The following is a 21,519-nucleotide window of genomic DNA, read 5'->3' on the forward strand; positions in this document are numbered from 1 at the left end:
TTGACTAATTTATTATAAATCAAATTTATGCTGAGTATACAGTGAGACCAACGCTATGTATGAACAATTATTGATATAAAATAATAGTATTCATTAAATAGCGGTATTCATTAAATAATTAACTTAGCTGAAAGGGCATCTTGATTCAGCCATTGTTTTTATGAGTCAGTCGCTTCACTAAAGCAATCGTACTCTGCTGAATGTATTACTCAAAGCGCACCAGTGGCTCAATATCAATCGGCTTGCGTGTTGGCATATCACAAGGACTGCTGCCAGTATAAACAAAAGCCGTGACATAATCATCTGCACTAACGTCGAAATACTCTTTAACGGCTGGCTCGTTACATAGTAGACCTGTACGCCAAACGGTACTAAAGCCTTGTGCTTTTAGCGCTAAAATGAGGTTTTGAACTGCCGCACCTGCACTGAGCATCTGCTCAAAAGGCGGTACTTTTTTATGGGCTTGCATATGCGTAACGACAGTAATAATAACTGGCGCGCGTAACGGCATATTATAGGTTTTCTGTCGTGCTTTCTCAGACAGCGTTTCGCCCTTTTGCGCCGCTTGTGCTTCGGCGGCTGCCAAAAAAGCACGCCCTAGCTCATGACGCGCGTTACCCTGTGTGACGATAAAACGCCAAGGTTGTAGTTTTTTATGATCTGGTGCGGTAACAGCACAATCAATCGCCGCTTTAATTTGGCTTTCTGTCGGTGCAGGAATACTGAGATTACCGATACTACGTCTCGATTTAATCCAATTAATCAATTGTTCATCAGTTACTTGTGAGTTTGTCACTATTGGGCTTTCAGTATTGTTTTGCTCGTCATTTTTATGCTCATTCTTATCTTTAGAGATACTCATGGCTCATCCTTATTCATTATTATGTGTGGTTATTCATAGTGTTGTTATTGATAACGTTGTTATTATAATTTTATAAAATATGTGTAGAAAAAAGCCAGCCTCTATTTTCTCGTTTTAAATAGTAGCTGGCCTTAAATGGAAGCAGACTGAATAGAAGCAGAATTAACTTTTCATTACGCCGCATCCGAATCTTCTGTACGATGCTCCATTTTCAAATAATCTTCTGACTGCATCTCAAGCAAGCGCGAACGCGTACGCTCAATCTCAAACGCCAGCTTCTCGCCTTGATACAACTCAAGAATGGGCTGCTGTGCTCTAACCAGTAGCTTGACACGACGATCATAAAACTCATCAACCAGATAAATAAAACGTCGTGTTGGGTCGCGTAGGTCATCATCTAGCGCTGGTACGGCGTTGACCAATACGGTGTTGAACTCCTTAGCGATAGCGATAAAATCAGACGCCGAACGTGGCTCCATACATAAATGCCGGAAATCACAGAATAAAATATCTTCGGTACGAGCATTAATTCTAATTTCTCGACCGTTAATGATGATTGGCTCATTACTGATTTTCTGATTATTGGATAAGCTGGCAAAACGGTTGGCTAACCAATGGTGATTGGCTTTGGTCATAGGCGACTCGTACAGCTCCGCTTGCTGCAAGACCCGTAAGCGATAATCAATACCAGAATCGATATTCATAACGGTAGTATGACGCTCAACTTCAGCGATAGCCGGCATAAAGCGATCGCGATGCAAACCATCTTTATAGATACCTGATGGTTCAATATTTGAGGTTGCCACTAACGTAATACCTCGATCGAATAACATGGTAAACAAATCACCTAAAATCATGGCATCAGAGACGTTGGAGACAAAAAACTCATCAAAACAAATAATCACGGCTTCTGCATAAATGATATCAGCAACTTTTTCTAACGGATTACTCTCACCTTGTATTTTATTTAACTCTTGATGGACACGCTGCATAAAATGGTGAAAATGTTGGCGCATTTTGCGATCAATCGTCAATGAATCATAAAACATATCCATCATCCATGTTTTACCACGTCCTACCCCGCCCCACATATACAAACCTTTGGGTGCAGCAGGCTTTGCCTTTAAAAAACTAAAGAAGCCTTTTTTTTGTACTGCGCTATCATTAAGCTGATGGTAAAGCTCATCTAAGTAGCTCATCGCCTGATATTGCTGCTCATCTCGAGTAAACTCATCAGTGCTAATGGCTTGCTCGTAACGCTGTAAGGGAGATAAACTCATAATACGACTCATCATTAAACAACATAAATACTAGAATAAAGTGTTAATACCGACAATCACTACTCACTTATGATTTTTACACTGAGATAGTAGTCATTGATATATCAGAATGGCTCATCACAACCATTCTTTAGGTTAACACAGCTCAAGATCGTACAAAAAACCCATTAAATCGTTAAAATATTTTAATACTGATTGGCGCAAAATTAGTTTGAATAACTTAAAACCTACCAAGCGTTTGTTAGACAATACTATGTATCGCCGTTATAGGTATGCTGCTCTAATAGCTTTTTGAGCTCAGACAAGCGCCCATGAAAAAAGTGACCTGCCCTATCGACAACACTGACAGCTATCCCTAATTGTTCAGCAAATGCCTGCATGTTGTCAGGGTTAATGACTTCATCAGCATTGCCATAAATCTCAAAGGTCTTATCAGCTGGCAAACTGATATCACTACTATCATTTTTTTCAACAGATGGTGCGATAAGAGCGACTTTTGCTATCTCAAAATCGCTTAATCCCCATATATGCGCTGATCCCATGACTTGCTCAGCTACCCGTGCAGTCACATAACCACCAAAGGAAAAACCACCAAGCCATAATTTTCGTGCAGAAGTTTGCTCTGCAATCCATTGTAGCACGGTCATTGCGTCCACTACCTCACCTTCAGCATAATCATGCTCGCCAGTTGACTGCCCTACACCGCGAAAGTTAAAGCGCACCACATGCATACCGTTGTCACGAGCGAAGCGATACATGGTGGTGACCACTTTATTGTTCATCGTACCTTCAAACAATGGATTAGGATGACAAAGCAGCGCCACTGTATCAGTATTCGGGTCATTAGGATTGTCTTGTTGCCATAGTGCGTCAAGCTCTAACACGCCAGCAGGAGCGGGAATCAATTGCATAAAATACTTACTAATTAAAAATGAATAGCTCAATTATCCTAGATATGGTTTATATTTCAAGTAATTTGCTGTGTAATGCTGATATCCATCACTTTTTTAATGTAAATCCTAGACCACAGTAGCCAAAATAGATGAGAAAGACGCAACTGATAGCTTTTTTGGCAAACTCAGCACGTTTTTATTCATTGTAATTTTGATATGCAATATAAGCGCAATACCAAACACAATAACCGCCTAGACACTCAATACGTGAATAGGTTAGATTTATCCTGCCAAAGCCTTGGTTTCTTATTTTATTAACGCATTGCTTCATTAACGCCATGTTTACAAAGAAGGCTTCGCACCAATTTTGTTTCACTTTTAGGTTCGCGCTTTCATTTTTAATTTACTGGAATTAGGAATAACTTATGAATACTTTTAATAAAACCGCCACTTTAGCGGCAACTTTAGTCGCTGCCCTCGCTTTAAGTGCTTGCCAAACTACCCCTTCATCACCAGTGATCCAACGTGCTAACTCTCTTTATGAGACCACCGGTATCGCCAAAACCAAAGTACAAGCTCAAAAAAATGCATTGGATAGCGCGAAGACTACTTGCCGAAGTAAGCAGGTTATCATCGTTGAAGACACGGTTAAATATAACGGTATTTTAAATGAAAATACGGGTCGTATGATTGGTCAAGCTGGTGCAGTGCTCGGAACAATTCTTGGTACTGGCTCGCCAAACTTATCACGTGATGACGATTATGAATATATGATTAGCTTCCGTTGTCAGTAAGCGATAACGTTAAACTGCCTTTATCTTATAAATAACCAATACATAAAAGGCAATGTATAGCCAATAAGTTTGCGACAGATATTATATCCATCGCAAATTTATTGGCTTTGCTTTTTGTGCAGAGGCTTTTGGGTTAAACTACCCCATCTAAGCTTTTCACTCTTTTACCTCGCCTAGCCAGTCTCTGAGCTTTTACAATCTTTGGTCTATTATTATGCGCAAACCCAATCTGTCAAATATTAAACAAGCGAGCACTGAAAAATCTAAGGTACTAGCACCTGCCAAAGATTTAGCGACCTTAGAAGCCGAGCTGGCAGAGCAAGAAAACAGTCTAGAAGTCAATTTAGAAGATACTGTCCTGCGTCTTAGTGATTACTTATCGGCGGTTGATATGGTAATCAAGCAAACCTTTAATCACCGCGTATGGGTCAAAGCTGAGATTCGCAACTTATCTAGTAAAGGCGGACATTATTATTTTGAATTGGCAGAGAAGGACGACGATGGCAAAGTCATCGCTAGCTGCCGTGGTAACCTTTGGCGCTTTAAAGCGGCGCGCGTCTTAGCGAAGTTTGAGCGTGCAACCGGTATGCCTCTTGACCGTGATTTAACGGTTTTACTAAAAGTATCGGCAGGTTTCCATGCACAATATGGCTTCTCGCTCACGATTGAAGATATTGACCCTAGCTACACGTTAGGCGATTTGGCGCGTCAATATGCCGAGATGGTCGATCGCCTGACTGGTGAAGGGTTACTACATCTTAATCAGCAGCTGCCTACCCCATTTGATATTGAACATGTGCTGGTCATCGCCCCTGAAAAAGCAGCCGGATTAGGCGATTTTCAAGCGGATGCAGATCGCTTAGCGAGCACTGGCGCTTGTCATTTCCATTATCATAACGCGACCTTTCAAGGCAATCATGCCCCAGAGGAGATTCGCCAAGCAATCGTCAGCGCCCAGCAGCAATTTCAAGACACTTATCAGCGTTTACCTGACTTATTAGTGATTATCCGTGGTGGTGGCGCAGTCGGTGATTTGGCCTATCTTAATGATTATGAGCTTGCCGCCTTAGTCGCTGAGCAGCCTGTGCCGGTTTGGGTAGGTATTGGTCATGAGCGTGACAAAGTTATCTTAGATGAAGTCGCGCATAGCAGCTTCGATACGCCATCCAAAGTCATTGCCGCTATCAGTAGCCATTTAGTGCAGCTGGTCACTCAGACGCTACAGTATCAAGCACAAATCAAGCAAGCTGCCCAGCGCCAATTAAATATCGCTGAACAACAAACGGCACGTCAATTAAGCCAAATACAGTCGCAAACGATTGGTCAATTAACGGCACTACAAAAAGACAGTGACTATGCGTGGCGTAGTATTCAGCAAAGCGCCCAGCGCCAAGTTAAGCAAGCAGCAAGACAAACAAGCGAGTTGCACACACAAACCCAAGCCTCTGCTTATCAGCAACTATCAACTGCTTCTACTCATAGTGCAAATCATCAAAAAACTATCATCCAAAGTGCTCAGCAACAAGTGATACAAGCGCAACGTGATAGTGAGCATCTGCGTGATATCGTACTCTTGCATCGACCAGCTCGTATATTGAAGCAAGGCTATAGCATGCTTACTGATGAGAAAGACAAACAAATACTGACCAGTAGCAGCCAGCTGCATCCTGAGCAAACCATTCATATCATCTTAAAAGATGGTAAGGCAAAAGCTCAGATTATGGATGTTAATATTAACGAGAAAACTATAGAATCTGCAGATACGCCAGCTTAATCATATAACACGATTCTATAATTACTCAGCTACTTACTCTTACTTTGTACTTACTTTTATTTTAAAAATCAGGAAATATTATGACAACCCCTACTCGCAAACGTAAAAAAGCCGCCCCAAAAACCTTTAAGGCGGCTTACGATATTCTAAAAACCAATGCCGCTGAATTACAGCAACAAGACGAGCCTGATATTGATAATCTGATGACGACCGTTGAAGAGTCTATCGCCGCTTATCGCGTTTGCGAGACTCGCATCAATGCCGTACAACAAGCATTAGATGCAGTCTTTGCTGAAGAAGATAAAACTGAGAAAAGTGATAGCTAAACTATAGTCGATCCACTATTAAATAAATACAGCGCTACTGGGATAAATTTTGCGCAGCCTCTGTCTGCGCAGGCACAGCAAGCAAGTAAAATTTACACCAATAACGCCTGATAATAGTTGTAATTTTTTTATTTAAAACTGACTATATCTTTCTTTATTCTGGTTCATCCACTTCAAATACTTGGCGCAAATAGGCAAGATACGTATCGTTATTGATCATGGTCTTGCCTGGACTGTCAGACAGCTTAGCGACCGGTTGACCATTGCATTCAACCAATTTTAGGACAATATTTAACGGCGTTATACCCATATCGTTGGTGAGATTGGTACCAATACCAAAGCTGGTTTTAATCTGATCTTTAAAATACTGGTGTAAATCCCATGCTTTATTAAGATTCAAACCATCACTAAAGGTTAAAATCTTAGTCCTAGGATCTATTTTTAGCTTTTTATAATGGGCAATCGCTTTATCACCCCATAGATATGGGTCGCCGCTGTCATGACGCAGACCATCAAAAAGCTTGGCAAAATACAGATCAAAATCACGTAAGAAAGCATCCATTCCAACGACATCGGTCAGTGCAATACCCAAATCACCGCGATATTCATGTACCCAAGCTTCAAGTGCGGCTTTTTGTGAGTCACGCAAACGCACATCTAATGCCTGAAATGCCTGCATAAATTCATGCGCCATCGTGCCGATTGGGGTTATCCCGAGCTTTTTTGCCAAATACACGTTAGAAGTACCGCTAACTATTTTTGGTTCAGCTTTGTGCAAAGTCTCAACCACATGTGCTTGCCAATGTTTGTTAAAGCGTCTACGAGTACCGAAATCAGCAACGATAAATGGCGGTATATCGTGACCGTCTTTTGCCTGAGCTGCTGCATAATCATGCAACAATGCGACTTTTTTATCTAACCGGCGCTGCCCTTCTTCAATCACACTGGCATCTGATAAAGCATCAAAATATAGTTCATTGACAATCGCTAGTACAAATACTTCAAAGAACATCGCCTGAATCATCGGACCTTCGATATCAATAAACAAGCGACCTTTTCCATCGGTAGTAACCGTAATAAAACGCCGTTTAAGCTTAAATAGCTCTAAATAATCTACGAAGTCTGAACGCATAAAGCGTAAACCACGTAGATACTCCAACTCATCTTCTAAAAAGCGCAATTCACATAAACTGTCTAGTTGTTTTTCTAGTTGCTCTTTAATATCAGACAATGGATAAGTAGTATCTTCGTTGTTACGGCAGCGAAAACGGTAGACACCATGGGTCTGTGGAAACTGATGCAGCATGGCTTGTAACATCGTAAATTTATACAAATCGTTATCAAGTAACGAGGTAATAATAGGTTCAAAAGTTTTAGAGATATGGGTAACGATCATGTTACAGCCTTAAAAGCAAAGATGAAAAATCGCTAAATGAAGCAAGCGATAAAATAGGTAGACGTAGCTATAGTAGTTATATAAATATTGTAGCTGTGTAAATATAGTAGCTTTGTAAATATAGTAGCTATATAAAATTACTGATAGAACAATCATAAGCGTTTGAGTATAACGAAATTTAGCTAATTTTTCATAACTCACCTGCTATAACAGCAAAACTACAACGATAATAAGAGTATCTACCACGCTTTGTCTAGCAAAGAAGTTATAGCACACAAGTTATAAAAAAGACGCTGAGGATAGCCTTAACGTCTTTTTGCAACTTAGATTTTATTTATATAAGAGTTATTAATAAATCCGGATAATCAATAACCATTAACCATTAACCATTAATTATGGTCTCGCCGGTTTAACCAATTTCACTAACGGCGCATAGCCTGACTGCGGCATCACATCGACTGGGATAAACTGCAAGGCACCGCCATTGATGCAATAACGCAGGCCGCCACGGTCTTTAGGACCATCAGGGAACACATGACCAAGATGCGAATCCGCTACCCGTGAGCGAATCTCAGTACGCACCATGTTAAATGCCATATCGTCACGCTGAGTAATTACCTGCATATCAATCGGCTTGGTAAAGCTCGGCCAGCCACAACCTGATTGGTACTTATCGGTTGACAAGAATAATGGCTCACCGCTGACCACATCGACATACACACCGGGTGCAAACAATTCATCATATTCATGACTGAACGCACGCTCAGTTCCAGCATCCTGAGTGATATTATATTGTGCTTTAGTCAAGGTGTTTTTCAATGCCCCTTTATCAAACCCAGCATAACGCTTAGGATTTAACGTCTCAGCAACGCTGTTTACAGGTGCAAGCTTAGTACGTGCTGTGCCTTCAGGCTTATCATCGGCAAGGCTCAAATCAACATGACAATAGCCATTTGGATTTTTCGCTAGATAATCTTGATGATACATCTCAGCTAAATAGAAGTTGTCTAATGCTTCGTTTTCAACCACGATTTTTTGCTTATATTGACTTTGGACGCGTTTGAGTGCCGCATCAATGACCGCTTTGTCTGCTTTATCGGTGTAATAGACACCAGAACGGTACTGTACACCGCGATCATTGCCTTGCTTATTTAGGCTAGTTGGGTCAATCACGCGTAAGTAGTATTTTAGGATAGTATCGAGATCGGTTTTATCAGCGTCATAGGTAACCTTGACTGCTTCGACATGTCCTGAACCACGGATTACTTGCTCATAGCTTGGGTTAGCCGTATCACCATTCGCATAGCCTGATACTGCATCTATGACGCCATCGACGCGCTCCATATAAGCTTCGACGCCCCAGAAACAACCACCAGCCAGATAAATTGAGCGCGTATTAATCGCTTTACCTTTATCGTTATAGTAAACGCCATCTTTTTGTTTGATGGTTTCAATCTTACTGTTGTTATCTAATGCTTGCGCGTTTGCAGGTTTGGCACTGCCGGCTTTTAACTCAGCAAAATCGTTACCGGCATTTTCAGCGAGTGCATAGGCTTGCTCTGCTGACATATTACCTTTGACTAAATGGACCAAATTACCCTTTTTATCGAGTATCGCCCAGCTAGGATACACCTGCACGCCAAGCTTATTAATCAACTCACCTGAGGCATCTGTTAATACAGGTAGCTTCGGATAGTCGGCTTGGACGCCAGCATACCAAGTGCTGAATTCGCCATCGGCTTTTTCATTCAGATGACCAGGGCTAACAACGGTAACGACATTCAAATCAGTAAATTTGGGGTCAGTGCGCCATTGTTCTGTTTCTTCAAGCGTCCCTAAACATAGAGGACACCAGCTTGCCCAAAATTTAACTAAGGTAGGTTTATTAGGATCAATGACTGCAGCGCCATTTTCACCCAAACCTTTTGTCAGCTGCGGCAATGCTTGCATTTGCTTGAGCATATCAGAGGGCAACATATCACGTGAGCTTTTCACGCCACTGTTTTGCGTGCTCTTGTTTGCGCTACTGGTCGCATTATTTTCTGCACTGCTCATTTGCCCACAAGCAACCAATATGCCTGCACTCAAGACTGTCGTCACGCCAAAAGCACTAACGTTTTTTAGCCAACGTGATGGTGCGCGTGATGAGTCTGTCGCTAAATTATTGGCATTATTGGTATTGTTGCGGTCGTTATTATGATTTTTTTTATGTGGCATGATATGTCCTTTTTACGAAGTCTTACTGCCATGAGCTAGAGATTATAAGGGCGCTCATGATCTTCTTACGTTATTGATTAAAATGAGTGGAACGAGATTTTCGGAGAAAATAAACGTGCTGTAGAGCTACTCGCTACTTTTAAGTAAAGATAGCTAAAAAATATGATGGTTAATAAAGAAATTTTGCAATCTGCTCATATTATTAAAATAAGGCTATCTGCTAAAACAAACCTGTCTGATAAAAATTACCTGCATTAGATTATCTTAATAGTATACATCGATATTGGAGTTTACTTTAATAGTAAAATATAGATGCTACACTTTTTTAACAACATAGTAAGAGTAGAGAGATAGAGAAATAATTAATGTGATTATTGGCACTAATATGTAGTTATATGGGCATAAAAATGAGGATATGAGCGATATTATTAATAGGTTACCCATAAAAATAATATTCATTGGATGGCTTAATATGAGTTGATTGTCATTTAAGCCATCTTATTCAATGATTTTAATTAAGCCTTAGCACTCATAAACTGCGCAACATAGCCGTCAGATGGATTATGGCGTAAATCGCTTGGTGTACCCGTTTGTATTAAGCGTCCACCATTTAAAATACTGATACGCTGACCTACTTTAACGGCTTCATCAATATCATGGGTAATAAAAACAATGGTCTTATTCAGGCGCTCTTGTAAATCCAACAACTGATCTTGTAGTTGGGCGCGAATCAGCGGATCAAGGGCAGAAAACGCTTCATCCATCAGTAATATCGGATTGTCGGTTGCCAAAGCACGTGCTAGTCCGACACGCTGCTGCATACCACCTGATAACTCATCAGGATAGCTGTGCTCCAAGTTTGATAGCCCAACCTCATTTAGCCAGTGCCGAGCAATCTCATGGCGGTCGCTCACGCTCATTTTTCGTACACGCAAACCGTAGGCGACGTTCTGTATGATTGTCATATGTGGCACTAAGCCAAAATGTTGAAAGACCATACTGACCGTTTGCTGGCGATACTGCTGCAAGCCTTTATCATCAAGATTTAAAATATTTATAGCGGAAGATGAGCTTTCAGTTTCTGATAGCTGCTCAGTGTTTGTTAGAACTTCCTCAATATTTTTAGCAGCTTTGGTTGGTTGCTTCTCATTTGTCGAATTCTTTATATTAGTGGGGCTTTTTGCGTTAATAGCAGTATCGACCCATATTTTTCCGCTGGTTGGATCAATCAAGCGATTAATATGGCGTATCAAGGTTGACTTACCAGAGCCTGACAATCCCATTATGCAATGTAACTCGCCCGCCTTAATATTTAGATTGATATCATAAAGCCCGACTGAATAGCCGGTTTGTTCCTTTACCGCAATACTATCCATGCCCTCAGCCAATAATGCCAATGCAGACTGTGCTTGCGCATTATTAGCATTATAAATTTTACTAATATTCTCGAGCTGGATATGATTCATTGCTATTCTCTTTATTTTAATTTTTAGATTTCTATCTATCAAGTTTAATTGATAGCGAATCCTTAACTAGGATGTCAAATAACCTCTAACCGATCGAGCGTTTCCCTGCTTCAATGGTTTTTTGCCGCGCACGCTTGCCTTGCCCAAATGCTTGAGTGATACGGTCGATGATAATAGCTACAATGACGATAGCCGTACCTGCCTGTAGACCCTGACCAATATTGAGCGTTTGAATAGATTGCAATACGTCTTCTCCAAGACCAGGCGCGCCAATCATAGAAGCGAGTACCACCATCGCAAGCGACATCATCACGGCCTGATTAATACCTGCCATGATACTGGGTAGCGCTTGCGGCAATTTAATCCAAATAAGCAGTTGCAGATGAGTGCTGCCAAATGAGCGCCCTGCTTCAACCATTTCATGATTGACTTGAGTAATACCCAGAGTCGTCAGACGAATCAATGGCGGTAATGCATAAATAACCGTCGCAAATAGCGCTGGCACTTTACCAATACCAAACAGCATCAACACAGGTATCAAGTACACAAAACTTGGCATAGTCTGCATCACATCGAGTATCGGCGTGATAATCTTGCGCAGCAACTTACTACCCGACATCGCAATGCCAATAGGAATACCAATCACCACCGTCACCAATACTGAAACGATGAGCAGCGCTAAGGTGTCAATCAACGCGCCCCATAGTCCAAATGCACCGATTAAAAACAGTCCTGCTCCACATGCCAGCGCAAACCAAATCTTACGTACACCAAACCAAGCTAATACCGTTACAAATGAAATAATCAGCCATGGTGGAATAACGGTTAATAGTCGTTCAATAGGAAGTAATAAATATGTTAATGCCATCGTACTGATAGCACGGAACACATCGCCGTAATTTTGTACGACGTTTGCTAAGGCGTTATTAAGTGGCGTTTCAAGTGACCATGAGGGGAAACTTGACGATAGACCCAATTCATTAGTGCTAGATACTGCTGTATCGATAGCGATAGCAGCGCCTGTTAAGCTAATACCTAACTTAGCAGCAAGGTTCGTAGCTGCCTCATCCGATAACCACTCTTTCCAGACATTTGGGTTATCACGCAAAAACACCAATGCCTGCTCCTCCCCGCTACGCTTGTTTTCACTCATCTCCAAAATAGCGCCATTGAGCTCATCAGAGGTAAACTGTACTTTTTTGAACACATCTGCCAGCTCAGGATTGGCATCGATAAACGGCGTAGATGCGGCGATACCTAAAGGGGATACGGGGAATCCAGAGACACAGTCAGCGGTGCCATCAGCAAGTAGTAGGTCTTGCCAACAAGCATCTTGATAAGCAGGAAATTCTAATGGCGCAAAGTCATACTTTGCCATCAAGCCAGTAGGCTGCCAATAGTAAAATAATAACGGTTTATGCTGCTCAAAAGCGGAGGCAATCTCCGCATCGAGAGCAGCGCCCGTACCGGGATGAGCGTTATTAAAAACACTGTCCAAACCCGTGTTTTTGAGAAGGCGTGTATTAAAAATCTCACAGGCCCAACCAGATGGACAATTCATAAATCGTGACTTGCCTGGGTTTTCAGGGTCTTTAAAAAGCTCAGCGTATTTAGGTAAATCTTGATAGCTGCGTAAACCTGGGTTTTCGTCCAGTACATACTTAGGGACATACCAGCCTTGAGTTGCGCCGCCTTTCAGCGTATCGCCAATGACTGCGACCTTATTCTGTGCAATGGCTTGCTCCATAATTGGGGAGCGTCCAACCCACTGTTCACTGATAATTTGAATATCGTTTTGTGACAATGCCGTTTCAAGCGCTGGACCTGCACCAGGCACTTCCGTCACTTGACAGCCGTAACCGCTCTCGGTGATATATTTGAGTACACCCGTAGTGAACTGCCCGCTCTCCCATGTTAGCGCCCCAAACTTAATCGGCGTATCACAGGCTGGTAAGGCGGCTGATACTGGTGAAGACAGTAGTAGCGAGCTTATTAGCAATAAGCTGAATGCAATCCATTGGCGCACGGCATGTCCTATTTAAAATATTTATTATGATTAAAATGGCTCTCTTTTATCTAAATAGCACTGACTTTCGAACCAAATCTTTATTGCTTTTTGTTCATATAAAAGCGACAGTACTATCATTTAGACTTACTACAAAGTGTAGCGACTTATAAGACTGATAACAAATGCTTATTTATCCATTATTAACACTCATTTTTACACTGTCATTCATATTAAACAATATTTATTAGACCCTATAAATATCAACATTTAATTATTTAGACAAAAAAATAGCACCTACTTAAGTAAATGCTATTAATCACTTTATCGAAAATCTGTATGCATACTTAAAAATATTAATCTAGAGCTATTACTCTAAAGCTATTAGTCTAAATCTATTGTTCTAAGCCTCTATTTCAAAAATAGTGCCATCGCCTTTTTAAATAAGCCACCATACGGCGGTAATAAGATATTCAGACCGTTAATTTTGGATTGTATAAAGATTGGCTTCATATGGCTTAAACGCTCAAAGCCCGCTTTCCCGTGGTAAGCCCCTGTACCTGAATCGCCAACACCGCCAAATGGTAAATCATGCTGTACCACATGCATAACAACTTCGTTGATACAGAGACCGCCCGATACGGTGTTGGTACGAACTTTGTCTATGTCACGGTTATTATCACCGAATACATATAGCGCTAACGGACGTGGGCGCTCGTTGACAAAAGTAATGGCGTCGTCAAGGGTGTCGTAATGCATTAACGGTAGGATGGGTGCAAAGATTTCATTTTGCATCACGTCACTATCAGGAGCAGGCTCGCTGACAATGACCGGCGGCATGAGGCGGGTTTCAATATTAGAGTCAGCAGCAGTCAGCTTATGAACACCCTCACCTGACAAATTGTCTAAATAGCCTTTCACGCGTTTAAATTGCTCACCATTGATAATGCGCGAGTAGTCAGGGTTGTCTTCTATATTAGGATAGTGCTTTTCCATCCATTCTCTTGCCAGACGAATAAATTCTTCGTGATATCGACGCTGGATGAGCACATAGTCAGGCGCAATACAAGTCTGACCGGCATTCAGGGTTTTGCCCATCATCACACGGTTGACGACGTTCTCTAAGTTTGCATCCTCTAACACTAGCACGGGTGACTTACCACCCAGCTCCAGCGTGACTGGGGTTAAATTAGGAGCCGCAGCCGCCATGACTTTTTTGCCAACCGCGGTAGAACCGGTATACAATAAATGATCAAAGGGTAATTTACTAAATTCTTCAGCAATCTCAACCTCGCCAATCACCACACAAACCATATCTGGCGAAAAATAACGCGAAATAGTATCTGCAAAGGTTTGCGCAAATTGTGGCGCCGCTTCACTCATTTTAATCATAATGCGGTTGCCAGCGGTCAGCGCATCAATCATTGGTCCTATTGCCAAAAACAATGGGTAGTTCCAAGGTACCATGATACCAACCACGCCCAATGGCTGTGGCAGAATCTCATTGTGTGCAGGCATATAAAGCGCTGAAATCGAGACACGCTGCGCTTTCATCCATCTTTTACCGTGTTTTTTAGCATAACTGATACCAGTAAAGCTAGGGAATAACTCGGCAAACTGGGTCTCTGACTCACTACGATAGCCAAAGTCTGCGCTAATAGACTTAGCAAGCAATGCTTGATTATCGCTCAGCATCACCTCTAAATTATCGAGTTGATTGGCACGAGTGGCCCAATCATTGATGGGTTGAGTACGGCTTAACTTTTGCAACCGTGAAAATTGCGCCTGCATATCAGCCACTGTTTTGACGGTACTAAGCGAGTCATACTCATTGTAAGTATCGTTCGTATTTTCGGTCTGATTGGTTTGGGCCTGCTCAGTTTGATTGTTGTATGTCATTTATATTCCTTTTCATATGCGTTAGAGTCGGCACGCTATATTAAGTTTAAGACTCTATATTTGTTATTAGATACTGTGTTTATATACATATCTTACCTACACAACAGCGTCTAATAATGAAAGCTGATGAGATTCCATTCGATGCGTTCTATACTATGGTATTTAATGTAGCGCATTGACCAATAAATGAACAGCATCTTTAATTGACTACTCGGTCTGTATGAAATACGTGTCCGTTAGCATATACGTGATTGATATTTGACGTTTTTTTTAGACGTGCTATGTGATTTAATACTTAAAAATTGACAGTATTATTGTTAAAATTTAAATTTGGACGACAATAGTAAAACTGCTACACTCGATATCAGCCATAGACATCCATCTAAACCACAAAACTATAAGATAGCCACTCTCATGCAAAACGCTACCCAACCGCTTAATGACGCACTTATCACAAAATCGCTCTCAACTGCCGATTATGTTCCTACTCTCGATGCTATGCTATCGCGTACATTAGCGCGTATTGCCCTCAAAAAAGAGCAAGGGCTGCGTACTCCTGATGAGTTATGGATCGTCGATCACAATGACGTCTATACACTTGGGCAAGCAGGTAAAGAAGAGCATATCTTGCAACGCACTAACACGCCTATTATCAAGACAGATCGCGGTGGTCAGGTGACATGGCACGGGCGTGGACAACTGGTTATATATTGGTTGTTTGACCTAGACAGTTTGGGCTGGAGTGTCCGCAATATGGTCTCCCACGCTGAACAAGCGATTGAAGATGTGGTCAATGACTGCTTAAAAAGCCCATCATCGTCTGACCCCACTCATATCAGCGCCCTTGCTCGCCGTGATGCACCCGGTGTTTACTTATATGCCGATACCTCTGCAGAAAATAATAGCAGTACAAATGATGATGCCAATACTGATGCATCTGCTGCTGATATAAATAATACCATTATGCTTGGAAAAATTGCTTCGCTCGGTTTTAAAATTAAACATGGTTTTAGCTACCATGGTATCGCCATTAATTTAGATTGTGATTTATCCGCATTTAATGCCATTAATCCTTGCGGTTACGCTGGGATGCAAATGTTACGGCTAGCCGATTTTGTCAATATGGAAAAACAGACAGACCAAGCACTAACTAACAAATCTGCTTCCGATATTTCCGAATCGCTCACTTATGAGCAAGTCACCCAAAAACTTATCGATAATATCGCTGAGCGTCATGCAGGACGTATTACACTACGAGCGCTAGCGCCAAAGTAAATTGGTTGAGTCTTTTTTTGCATAATCTTTGTTCGCATAATCTTTGTTCGCATAGTCTTTTTGCATAATCTCTTTTTGCATAATCTCGTGCGCGCTTAGACTTAAGCATTGTGAGAAAATTTGATTCAAACTTGTTATAATCGTCAGCGGCACAAATTGGGCGCAGCAACAATCCTTGTACGCCAACCTTTATCCTTTTACGACTCAAACATTCATAACAAAAGCAAATTGGAGTATTTTATGGCAGATTTTAATAAAATTTTAGACGCAGGCGACGTCGACGGTGGCATCATTAACGTGGTAATAGAAATTCCAACAGGTAGCAGCCATAAAATTGAGTGGAATCGCGAGTTGGCTGTATTTGAGCTTGATCGTATTGATCCACAGATTTTTGCTAAACCTTGCAACTATGGTTTTATCCCACAAACGCTTGATGAAGATGGCGATGAGTTAGACGCATTAATCATCACTGAATACCCATTAACGACTGGTATTTTCTTAAAAGCCAAAGTTATTGGTGTGATGAAGTTCGTTGATGATGGCGAAGTAGATGATAAAATCGTCGTCGTGCCTGCTGATGACCGTAATAACGGCAATGCTTATAACAGCCTAGCTGATTTACCTGAACAGCTTATCAAACAATTAGAATTCCATTTCAGCCATTACAAAGACCTTAAAAAACCAGGTACGACGGTCGTTGAATCTTGGGGTGACGTCGCAGAAGCCAAAGAAGTGATTAAAGAGTCTATTCAGCGCTGGAAAGATCTATAAGCGATAGGCGTTTTACTTTAAAAGTAAGCGAGCCCTAATAGTTTATAAAGTGAGATTTATCAGCATTATAAACCTCATTAAAAATACCGCAGACACGATGATGGCTGCGGTATTTTTTTGCTTGAATTTTGCTCGTCTAAAATGGTTATAATAACCCATACCTATCTATTATCACGCTCAAATAAGGACTGTCATGTTTGACTCTGATTCAAGCTCAAAGCCCACTAATACAAAATTGCTAAAAGCAATTATTATGATGGTCGAAAAAGGCAATTTAGTCATGGCCATTAAAACCTTAGCCGCCGATGAAAATATAAGTATGGATGCCGCTAAATCTCGGATAGATGCTTACGAGCTAACGCTAAAAAACAAGCAACAGCTACAACTTAATACTATCGCTAATAAACAAGGCATACCGAGTCAAGCCTTTAACTTTGATAGAAAGCAGGTTAAAGACGAATCAGAGCGCTTAATTAAAAGTCGGGTAAAAACTACCCCATCCGAACAAGGTTTCCAAGGTCTACAAGAAGGTCTCGACAGTCAACTTAATGATTTGGGTTATAAAAAGCCACTGTTGCCTTATTGGGTAAAAAGACTGTTAGTGATCGCTATCATCATGGCAGGTTTGTTTTGGATAATGTGGCGGATATTTGGCTAAGTAAAAAGAGATAGTGAAGTGTCATACCTCCTAATATCTCTTATAAATTTTTGTACTAATCAGAGCAATTACCCATATAGTCGGTACTAAAAATTCCGATAAGGGCTGTTAGTTTTGTCAGTCTGTTATAAGTGGTTCCATTATAACGGTCTGTTTTGAGTGGTTTATTAATAGGTTTGAAGGCTGAAATGACTGGTTCCCTTGGGGTATGCCCTATTAGTTAATCGTCACTCTGAATAAAAAATATTTACGAATATATTGTTTATGGCTCATTATGGCTACAACCTAGTAATAGCATTTTTGAGAATAGATTATAATCTTTACGTTCTGCTATTTTAAATTTCCTGACTCTGAGAGTTTGCATGCAACAATTCTTCCTAACAGAATAGAAGATGATATGGAAAGTTTAATTGCATCATATTTAGTAGACAATGGAGGGGCTTCGCTAAAATCACATATTGAATATTTGAAAGAATGCTTGAGAGCGCTAGAAAGCCCTTCAACGTATGAGGCTGATATAAGTAGTAATTCTTATTCTGCTGAAATACGTAATGATGGGGTGAGAGTAAGTTTTTTATATGATGAAGTTCAGAGTATTAAAGTAAGTCGTACTAAGCTGCAAGACATTACGAAGGCATGGATTTTATTTTTAGAAAGAGAGCCCATAGCAGGGTATATAGAAACTATGCATATTGCTTAAAACTGTTATATCTAATAATTATTAAATTGTTTTGAGCAAGCGAAGCTAAATATGACTTATGCTTTCAACCCTATAGTTAGCAGATCGATGCCTGTATAGCGCCTCTATCATATTCCCACAACAGAGTTTATGACTTCGGATGTCAGAAGTCAGTTTTCACTGGTTCCGCTGAGGTATGCCTTAAATCAACTCACAGCTGTAGGGATATTTCGTAGTTAGAACCTAACTCGCATTGTAATCTATTCTTTAAAGCATAACCCTCTTCCCAGAAATTTTTTTCGTCCGTATCATTTAAGAAGCCTGAGTCTATAGGGTTAGCTTTAACATAAGTTGATTCGTACTTGCTCGCCCATTGGTCTAAATCAATCTTTAGTTCTTGACTAATCTGCAGATCATCTGGATCAATATTATTCAACTCATCATTTATATATCCCCATAATGGAAAGCATTCATACTCAGGCATCAATTTTATCTCCACTTTCAGGTACTCCTATTTATTAGATGTCAGATTGTCTAAACTATGCCAGTAATTTCGTCTTTGTTAAATTTATATATAGTGCTAGCAGTTCGACTCCTGTATAGCGCACCGAACGTATTCCAACGACCAATGCTTATGTTAAATGGCTTTAACTACAAAAAATTCATCAGTATAAGTTGCTTTTTTTATTAAATAATCGTTTCCGTCAATGGTATGCTTGACCGATAACCTTCAATCAGCGAACGAAATACATGATCTCATCTAAAACCAAGTTAGCTGTCACTCTCGTTTGTCTTTCTTTATCACCTATTTTGATAACGAGCTGTCAGAAAACGCAAAATGACCACCATCATGATGTTTCTAACGTACAACCAGTAATGGAAGAAAGTGATGACATTGCAGAGTTGCAGAGATTAGCTGAACAAGGCGATACTATAGCGCAATTTGATTTAGGTGTTTCTTACGAAAAAGGGCTAGGAGTACCGCAAGATTACGCTAAAGCAATCGAGCTATATAAAAAAGCGGCCATCAAAGGTGATGCCGATGCACAAAATAATTTGGGCAGATTGTACGATTATGGTTATGGAGTAAATCAAGACTATGCTCAAGCTGTTGAGTGGTATACCAAGGCAGCTAAACAAGGCAGCTTTGATGCACAGAACAATCTCGGTTTAATGTATTTCAATGGTCAAGGTGTAGATCAGAATTATGATCAAGCTATTGAATGGTTGGAAAAAGCAGCTGAACAAGGAAATACAGATGGTCAATATAACCTTGGGATTCTATATAGAGATAGTGATGAAAATCATCAAAGCTATAGTAAGGCGGTAGAGCTTTTCGAACCGTTAGCCGAACAAGGTCGTTCCGATGCACAGAATAACCTTGGAGACATGTATCATAATGGTTATGGTGTAAATCAAGACTCCGTTAAGGCTGTTCGATGGTATCGAAAGGCAGCTGAACAAAATAATGCTGAAGCACAATACAATCTTGGGGTTATGTATATCACTGGTCAAGGGGTTGCACTAGATGAAATAGAAGCGGTGAAATGGTTGGAAAAAGCAGCGGTTCAAGGAAGGATGGATGCTCAATATAATCTTGGAGTAGTATATGAAAAAGGACTTGGTGTGGATAGAGATTATCCCAGGGCTATTCAGTGGTATGTAAAGGCGGCTAAACAAGGTTTTGTTAATGCTCAAAATAATCTTGGAAAAATTTATGACAATGGGAACGGAGTATCTGAAGATGATTTCTTAGCCGTTAAGTGGTATCGCAAGGCGGCTAGTCAAGAAATGCCTGAAGCACAGTACAATCTTGGAAGAATGTACGATTATGGTTATGGGGTAAATCAAGATAAAGTTATCGCCAAAGATTGGTATGGCAAAGCCTGTGATAATGGATTGCAAGAAGGTTGTAATCAATAAAATAAGAGGTGAGGGATAAAGCTAAGCTAATTAAGTACACTCAGATGTACACTGGTTCAATATAAAAGCTTATACCCACTGGAATCACTTAGTCTACAGCCTAAGATTCGAGTCTTAACTAGGGAACCGAACCCATTTAATGAGGTAGTATCACTTAACTGATGCAATAAGCTTAGATTCTACAATAAAAAACTAGCCCAGCTGTGAAAGCTTAATAAGGCAAATAAAATGAATATCCATGTTTTAAACGAGTTTAATGAAATATATTCTGATTTAAGTAAGCTTAGTGCAGATAATATCTATTATAAAAATCGAATTAGCTCTTTAGGATTTGATCGATTTCGTCATGACCCATTGAACTTCAAAGACGATAAGCCTAAAGAGCAGAGTTTTCATGAACACTTCTTTACGCCTTTTAAAGACAATCAACCTGAGACTTACAAAGTCTTATCTGAGATCAAAGAAGACTTTTTCTATGCTATTGAAAGATCAGATATACCAGAAATATTTTCTGATATTACGGCGTTTGGTATTAATATAAATGGCATTATAGTATATTTAGAATTCTCACCCTATATTGCTGATGATGCTCAGGAAAACGAGTTTAACTTTCCAATAGAGATTATTCAGTCATGGCTATGGCGTAGTGCAGGTTGGCATATTGCTGGAAGTGTTAATATTGCACCATTAACCGCAAGTGGTTTGCCTTCTGGTCATAATCCGCCTATCGGATCAATTTGCCCAGATATTGAAGGTAAAAATAAAAAAGCTCATAAGAAGGTGGCATTTTTAGAGGAGAAGTTTCAACAGCCATTGCTGGTCGACTATGAAGATGACGCGAGTTATGAGACGCATTTTCAACTTCGTACCTTACTCGATACTAGGTTTAATGGTCTAGAGCAAGAGACGAATTTCCAGATATTTTCTGCCACCAACCATATCCAAAAAGACATATATTTGATACAAGATCAGGATATCTATAGTATCCAAAAGCTAATGAAACCAACAGAAGCAATTGATCATTATGCTGCTCATTTACTATCAAGACAGGCTGGAGAATTCGACTTTTAACGGCATTCATAGCTCGATTACTAGCGTAATATGGCTGCTACTCCCTGTAGGGCTATTCTAGTTGACCCCTTAAACTTCGCTTATCAAGAAAATTGAGCTTTATTCCCACAACGGGTCTTATGTTAAATGAAAGAATTTGCTGAATATATTAGTAAATAAAACGCACAGCCAAATATTCAAGTCTTAAATAGGCTACCGAACCAATAAAAGCACCTAATGATTGCATATTT

18 protein-coding genes are annotated in these 21,519 nt (G+C 40.4%); 9 read left to right on the forward strand and 9 right to left on the reverse strand.

The genetic code is table 11. From position 1 onward, the window contains the following. Nucleotides 1-205 precede the first annotated feature (205 nt). The 3 genes from WAZ74_RS11605 to WAZ74_RS11615 all read right to left on the reverse strand — a co-directional run bounded on the left by WAZ74_RS11605 (nt 206) and on the right by WAZ74_RS11615 (nt 3,053). On the reverse strand, nt 206-862 hold the full coding sequence (locus WAZ74_RS11605; RefSeq protein WP_422308451.1) for a nitroreductase family protein: 657 nt from the start codon (nt 860-862) through the stop codon (nt 206-208). Nucleotides 863-1,035: 173 nt separating this feature from the next. Further along, entirely contained in the window at nt 1,036-2,142 is a 1,107-nt protein-coding gene (gene zapE, locus WAZ74_RS11610; protein WP_422308452.1) for a cell division protein ZapE, read from the reverse strand. A 251-nt stretch (nt 2,143-2,393) separates the two neighbouring features. Further along, nucleotides 2,394-3,053, reverse strand: coding sequence for an alpha/beta hydrolase (locus WAZ74_RS11615; protein WP_422308453.1), 660 nt, complete (start codon nt 3,051-3,053; stop codon nt 2,394-2,396). Between the two features lie 407 nt (nt 3,054-3,460). On the opposite strand from WAZ74_RS11615, the gene WAZ74_RS11620 reads away from it, so the two are divergent. From WAZ74_RS11620 to xseB, 3 genes are all read left to right on the forward strand, one after another. Continuing rightward, nucleotides 3,461-3,829, forward strand: coding sequence for a hypothetical protein (locus tag WAZ74_RS11620; RefSeq protein ID WP_422308454.1), 369 nt, complete (start codon nt 3,461-3,463; stop codon nt 3,827-3,829). 214 nt (nt 3,830-4,043) lie between these two features. Continuing rightward, nucleotides 4,044-5,603 (forward strand): exodeoxyribonuclease VII large subunit, encoded by a 1,560-nt coding sequence (gene xseA, locus WAZ74_RS11625; protein WP_422308455.1) that lies wholly within the window; start codon nt 4,044-4,046, stop codon nt 5,601-5,603. Between the two features lie 80 nt (nt 5,604-5,683). Further along, on the forward strand, nt 5,684-5,929 hold the full coding sequence (gene xseB / locus WAZ74_RS11630) for an exodeoxyribonuclease VII small subunit (protein WP_422308456.1): 246 nt from the start codon (nt 5,684-5,686) through the stop codon (nt 5,927-5,929). A gap of 154 nt (nt 5,930-6,083) precedes the next feature. Here xseB and pncB read toward each other — a convergent pair whose 3' ends face one another. From pncB to WAZ74_RS11655, 5 genes are all read right to left on the reverse strand, one after another. Continuing rightward, complete coding sequence (gene pncB, locus WAZ74_RS11635) at nt 6,084-7,325, reverse strand: nicotinate phosphoribosyltransferase (protein ID WP_422308457.1); 1,242 nt, start codon at nt 7,323-7,325, stop codon at nt 6,084-6,086. A gap of 393 nt (nt 7,326-7,718) precedes the next feature. Next, a complete protein-coding gene (msrAB, locus tag WAZ74_RS11640; RefSeq protein ID WP_422308458.1) occupies nt 7,719-9,542 on the reverse strand; it encodes a bifunctional peptide-methionine (S)-S-oxide reductase MsrA/peptide-methionine (R)-S-oxide reductase MsrB in 1,824 nt (607 codons plus the stop codon). A 515-nt stretch (nt 9,543-10,057) separates the two neighbouring features. Beyond that, entirely contained in the window at nt 10,058-11,008 is a 951-nt protein-coding gene (locus tag WAZ74_RS11645) for an ATP-binding cassette domain-containing protein (protein ID WP_422308459.1), read from the reverse strand. Between the two features lie 85 nt (nt 11,009-11,093). Beyond that, nucleotides 11,094-13,034, reverse strand: a complete 1,941-nt coding sequence (locus tag WAZ74_RS11650) for a glycine betaine ABC transporter substrate-binding protein (protein WP_422308460.1) — start codon at nt 13,032-13,034, stop codon at nt 11,094-11,096. 390 nt (nt 13,035-13,424) lie between these two features. Then, nucleotides 13,425-14,912 (reverse strand): coniferyl aldehyde dehydrogenase, encoded by a 1,488-nt coding sequence (locus WAZ74_RS11655; protein ID WP_422308461.1) that lies wholly within the window; start codon nt 14,910-14,912, stop codon nt 13,425-13,427. A 414-nt stretch (nt 14,913-15,326) separates the two neighbouring features. Between WAZ74_RS11655 and WAZ74_RS11660 the strand changes: the two genes are divergently transcribed. From WAZ74_RS11660 to WAZ74_RS11675, 4 genes are all read left to right on the forward strand, one after another. After that, nucleotides 15,327-16,187: a lipoyl protein ligase domain-containing protein gene (locus WAZ74_RS11660; RefSeq protein WP_422308462.1), complete on the forward strand. Its 861-nt coding sequence runs from the start codon at nt 15,327-15,329 to the stop codon at nt 16,185-16,187. Nucleotides 16,188-16,427: 240 nt separating this feature from the next. Beyond that, nucleotides 16,428-16,958 (forward strand): inorganic diphosphatase, encoded by a 531-nt coding sequence (locus WAZ74_RS11665; RefSeq protein ID WP_422308463.1) that lies wholly within the window; start codon nt 16,428-16,430, stop codon nt 16,956-16,958. A 193-nt stretch (nt 16,959-17,151) separates the two neighbouring features. Further along, a complete protein-coding gene (locus WAZ74_RS11670; protein WP_422308464.1) occupies nt 17,152-17,616 on the forward strand; it encodes a hypothetical protein in 465 nt (154 codons plus the stop codon). A gap of 358 nt (nt 17,617-17,974) precedes the next feature. Continuing rightward, nucleotides 17,975-18,316 (forward strand): hypothetical protein, encoded by a 342-nt coding sequence (locus tag WAZ74_RS11675; RefSeq protein WP_422308465.1) that lies wholly within the window; start codon nt 17,975-17,977, stop codon nt 18,314-18,316. Nucleotides 18,317-18,506: 190 nt separating this feature from the next. Here the strand turns inward: WAZ74_RS11675 and WAZ74_RS11680 are convergent, their stop codons facing one another. After that, nucleotides 18,507-18,779, reverse strand: a complete 273-nt coding sequence (locus WAZ74_RS11680; RefSeq protein WP_422308466.1) for a hypothetical protein — start codon at nt 18,777-18,779, stop codon at nt 18,507-18,509. A 266-nt stretch (nt 18,780-19,045) separates the two neighbouring features. On the opposite strand from WAZ74_RS11680, the gene WAZ74_RS11685 reads away from it, so the two are divergent. Then, the gene (locus WAZ74_RS11685; protein ID WP_422308467.1) at nt 19,046-20,218 is read left to right on the forward strand and encodes a tetratricopeptide repeat protein; all 1,173 of its coding nucleotides are present in this window, start codon (nt 19,046-19,048) and stop codon (nt 20,216-20,218) included. A 228-nt stretch (nt 20,219-20,446) separates the two neighbouring features. Then, nucleotides 20,447-21,289: a hypothetical protein gene (locus WAZ74_RS11690; protein ID WP_422308468.1), complete on the forward strand. Its 843-nt coding sequence runs from the start codon at nt 20,447-20,449 to the stop codon at nt 21,287-21,289. Nucleotides 21,290-21,519 lie beyond the last annotated feature (230 nt).

Source organism: Psychrobacter sp. (assembly GCF_049295055.1).
In the GTDB taxonomy this organism is placed as follows: Bacteria; Pseudomonadota; Gammaproteobacteria; order Pseudomonadales; family Moraxellaceae; genus Psychrobacter.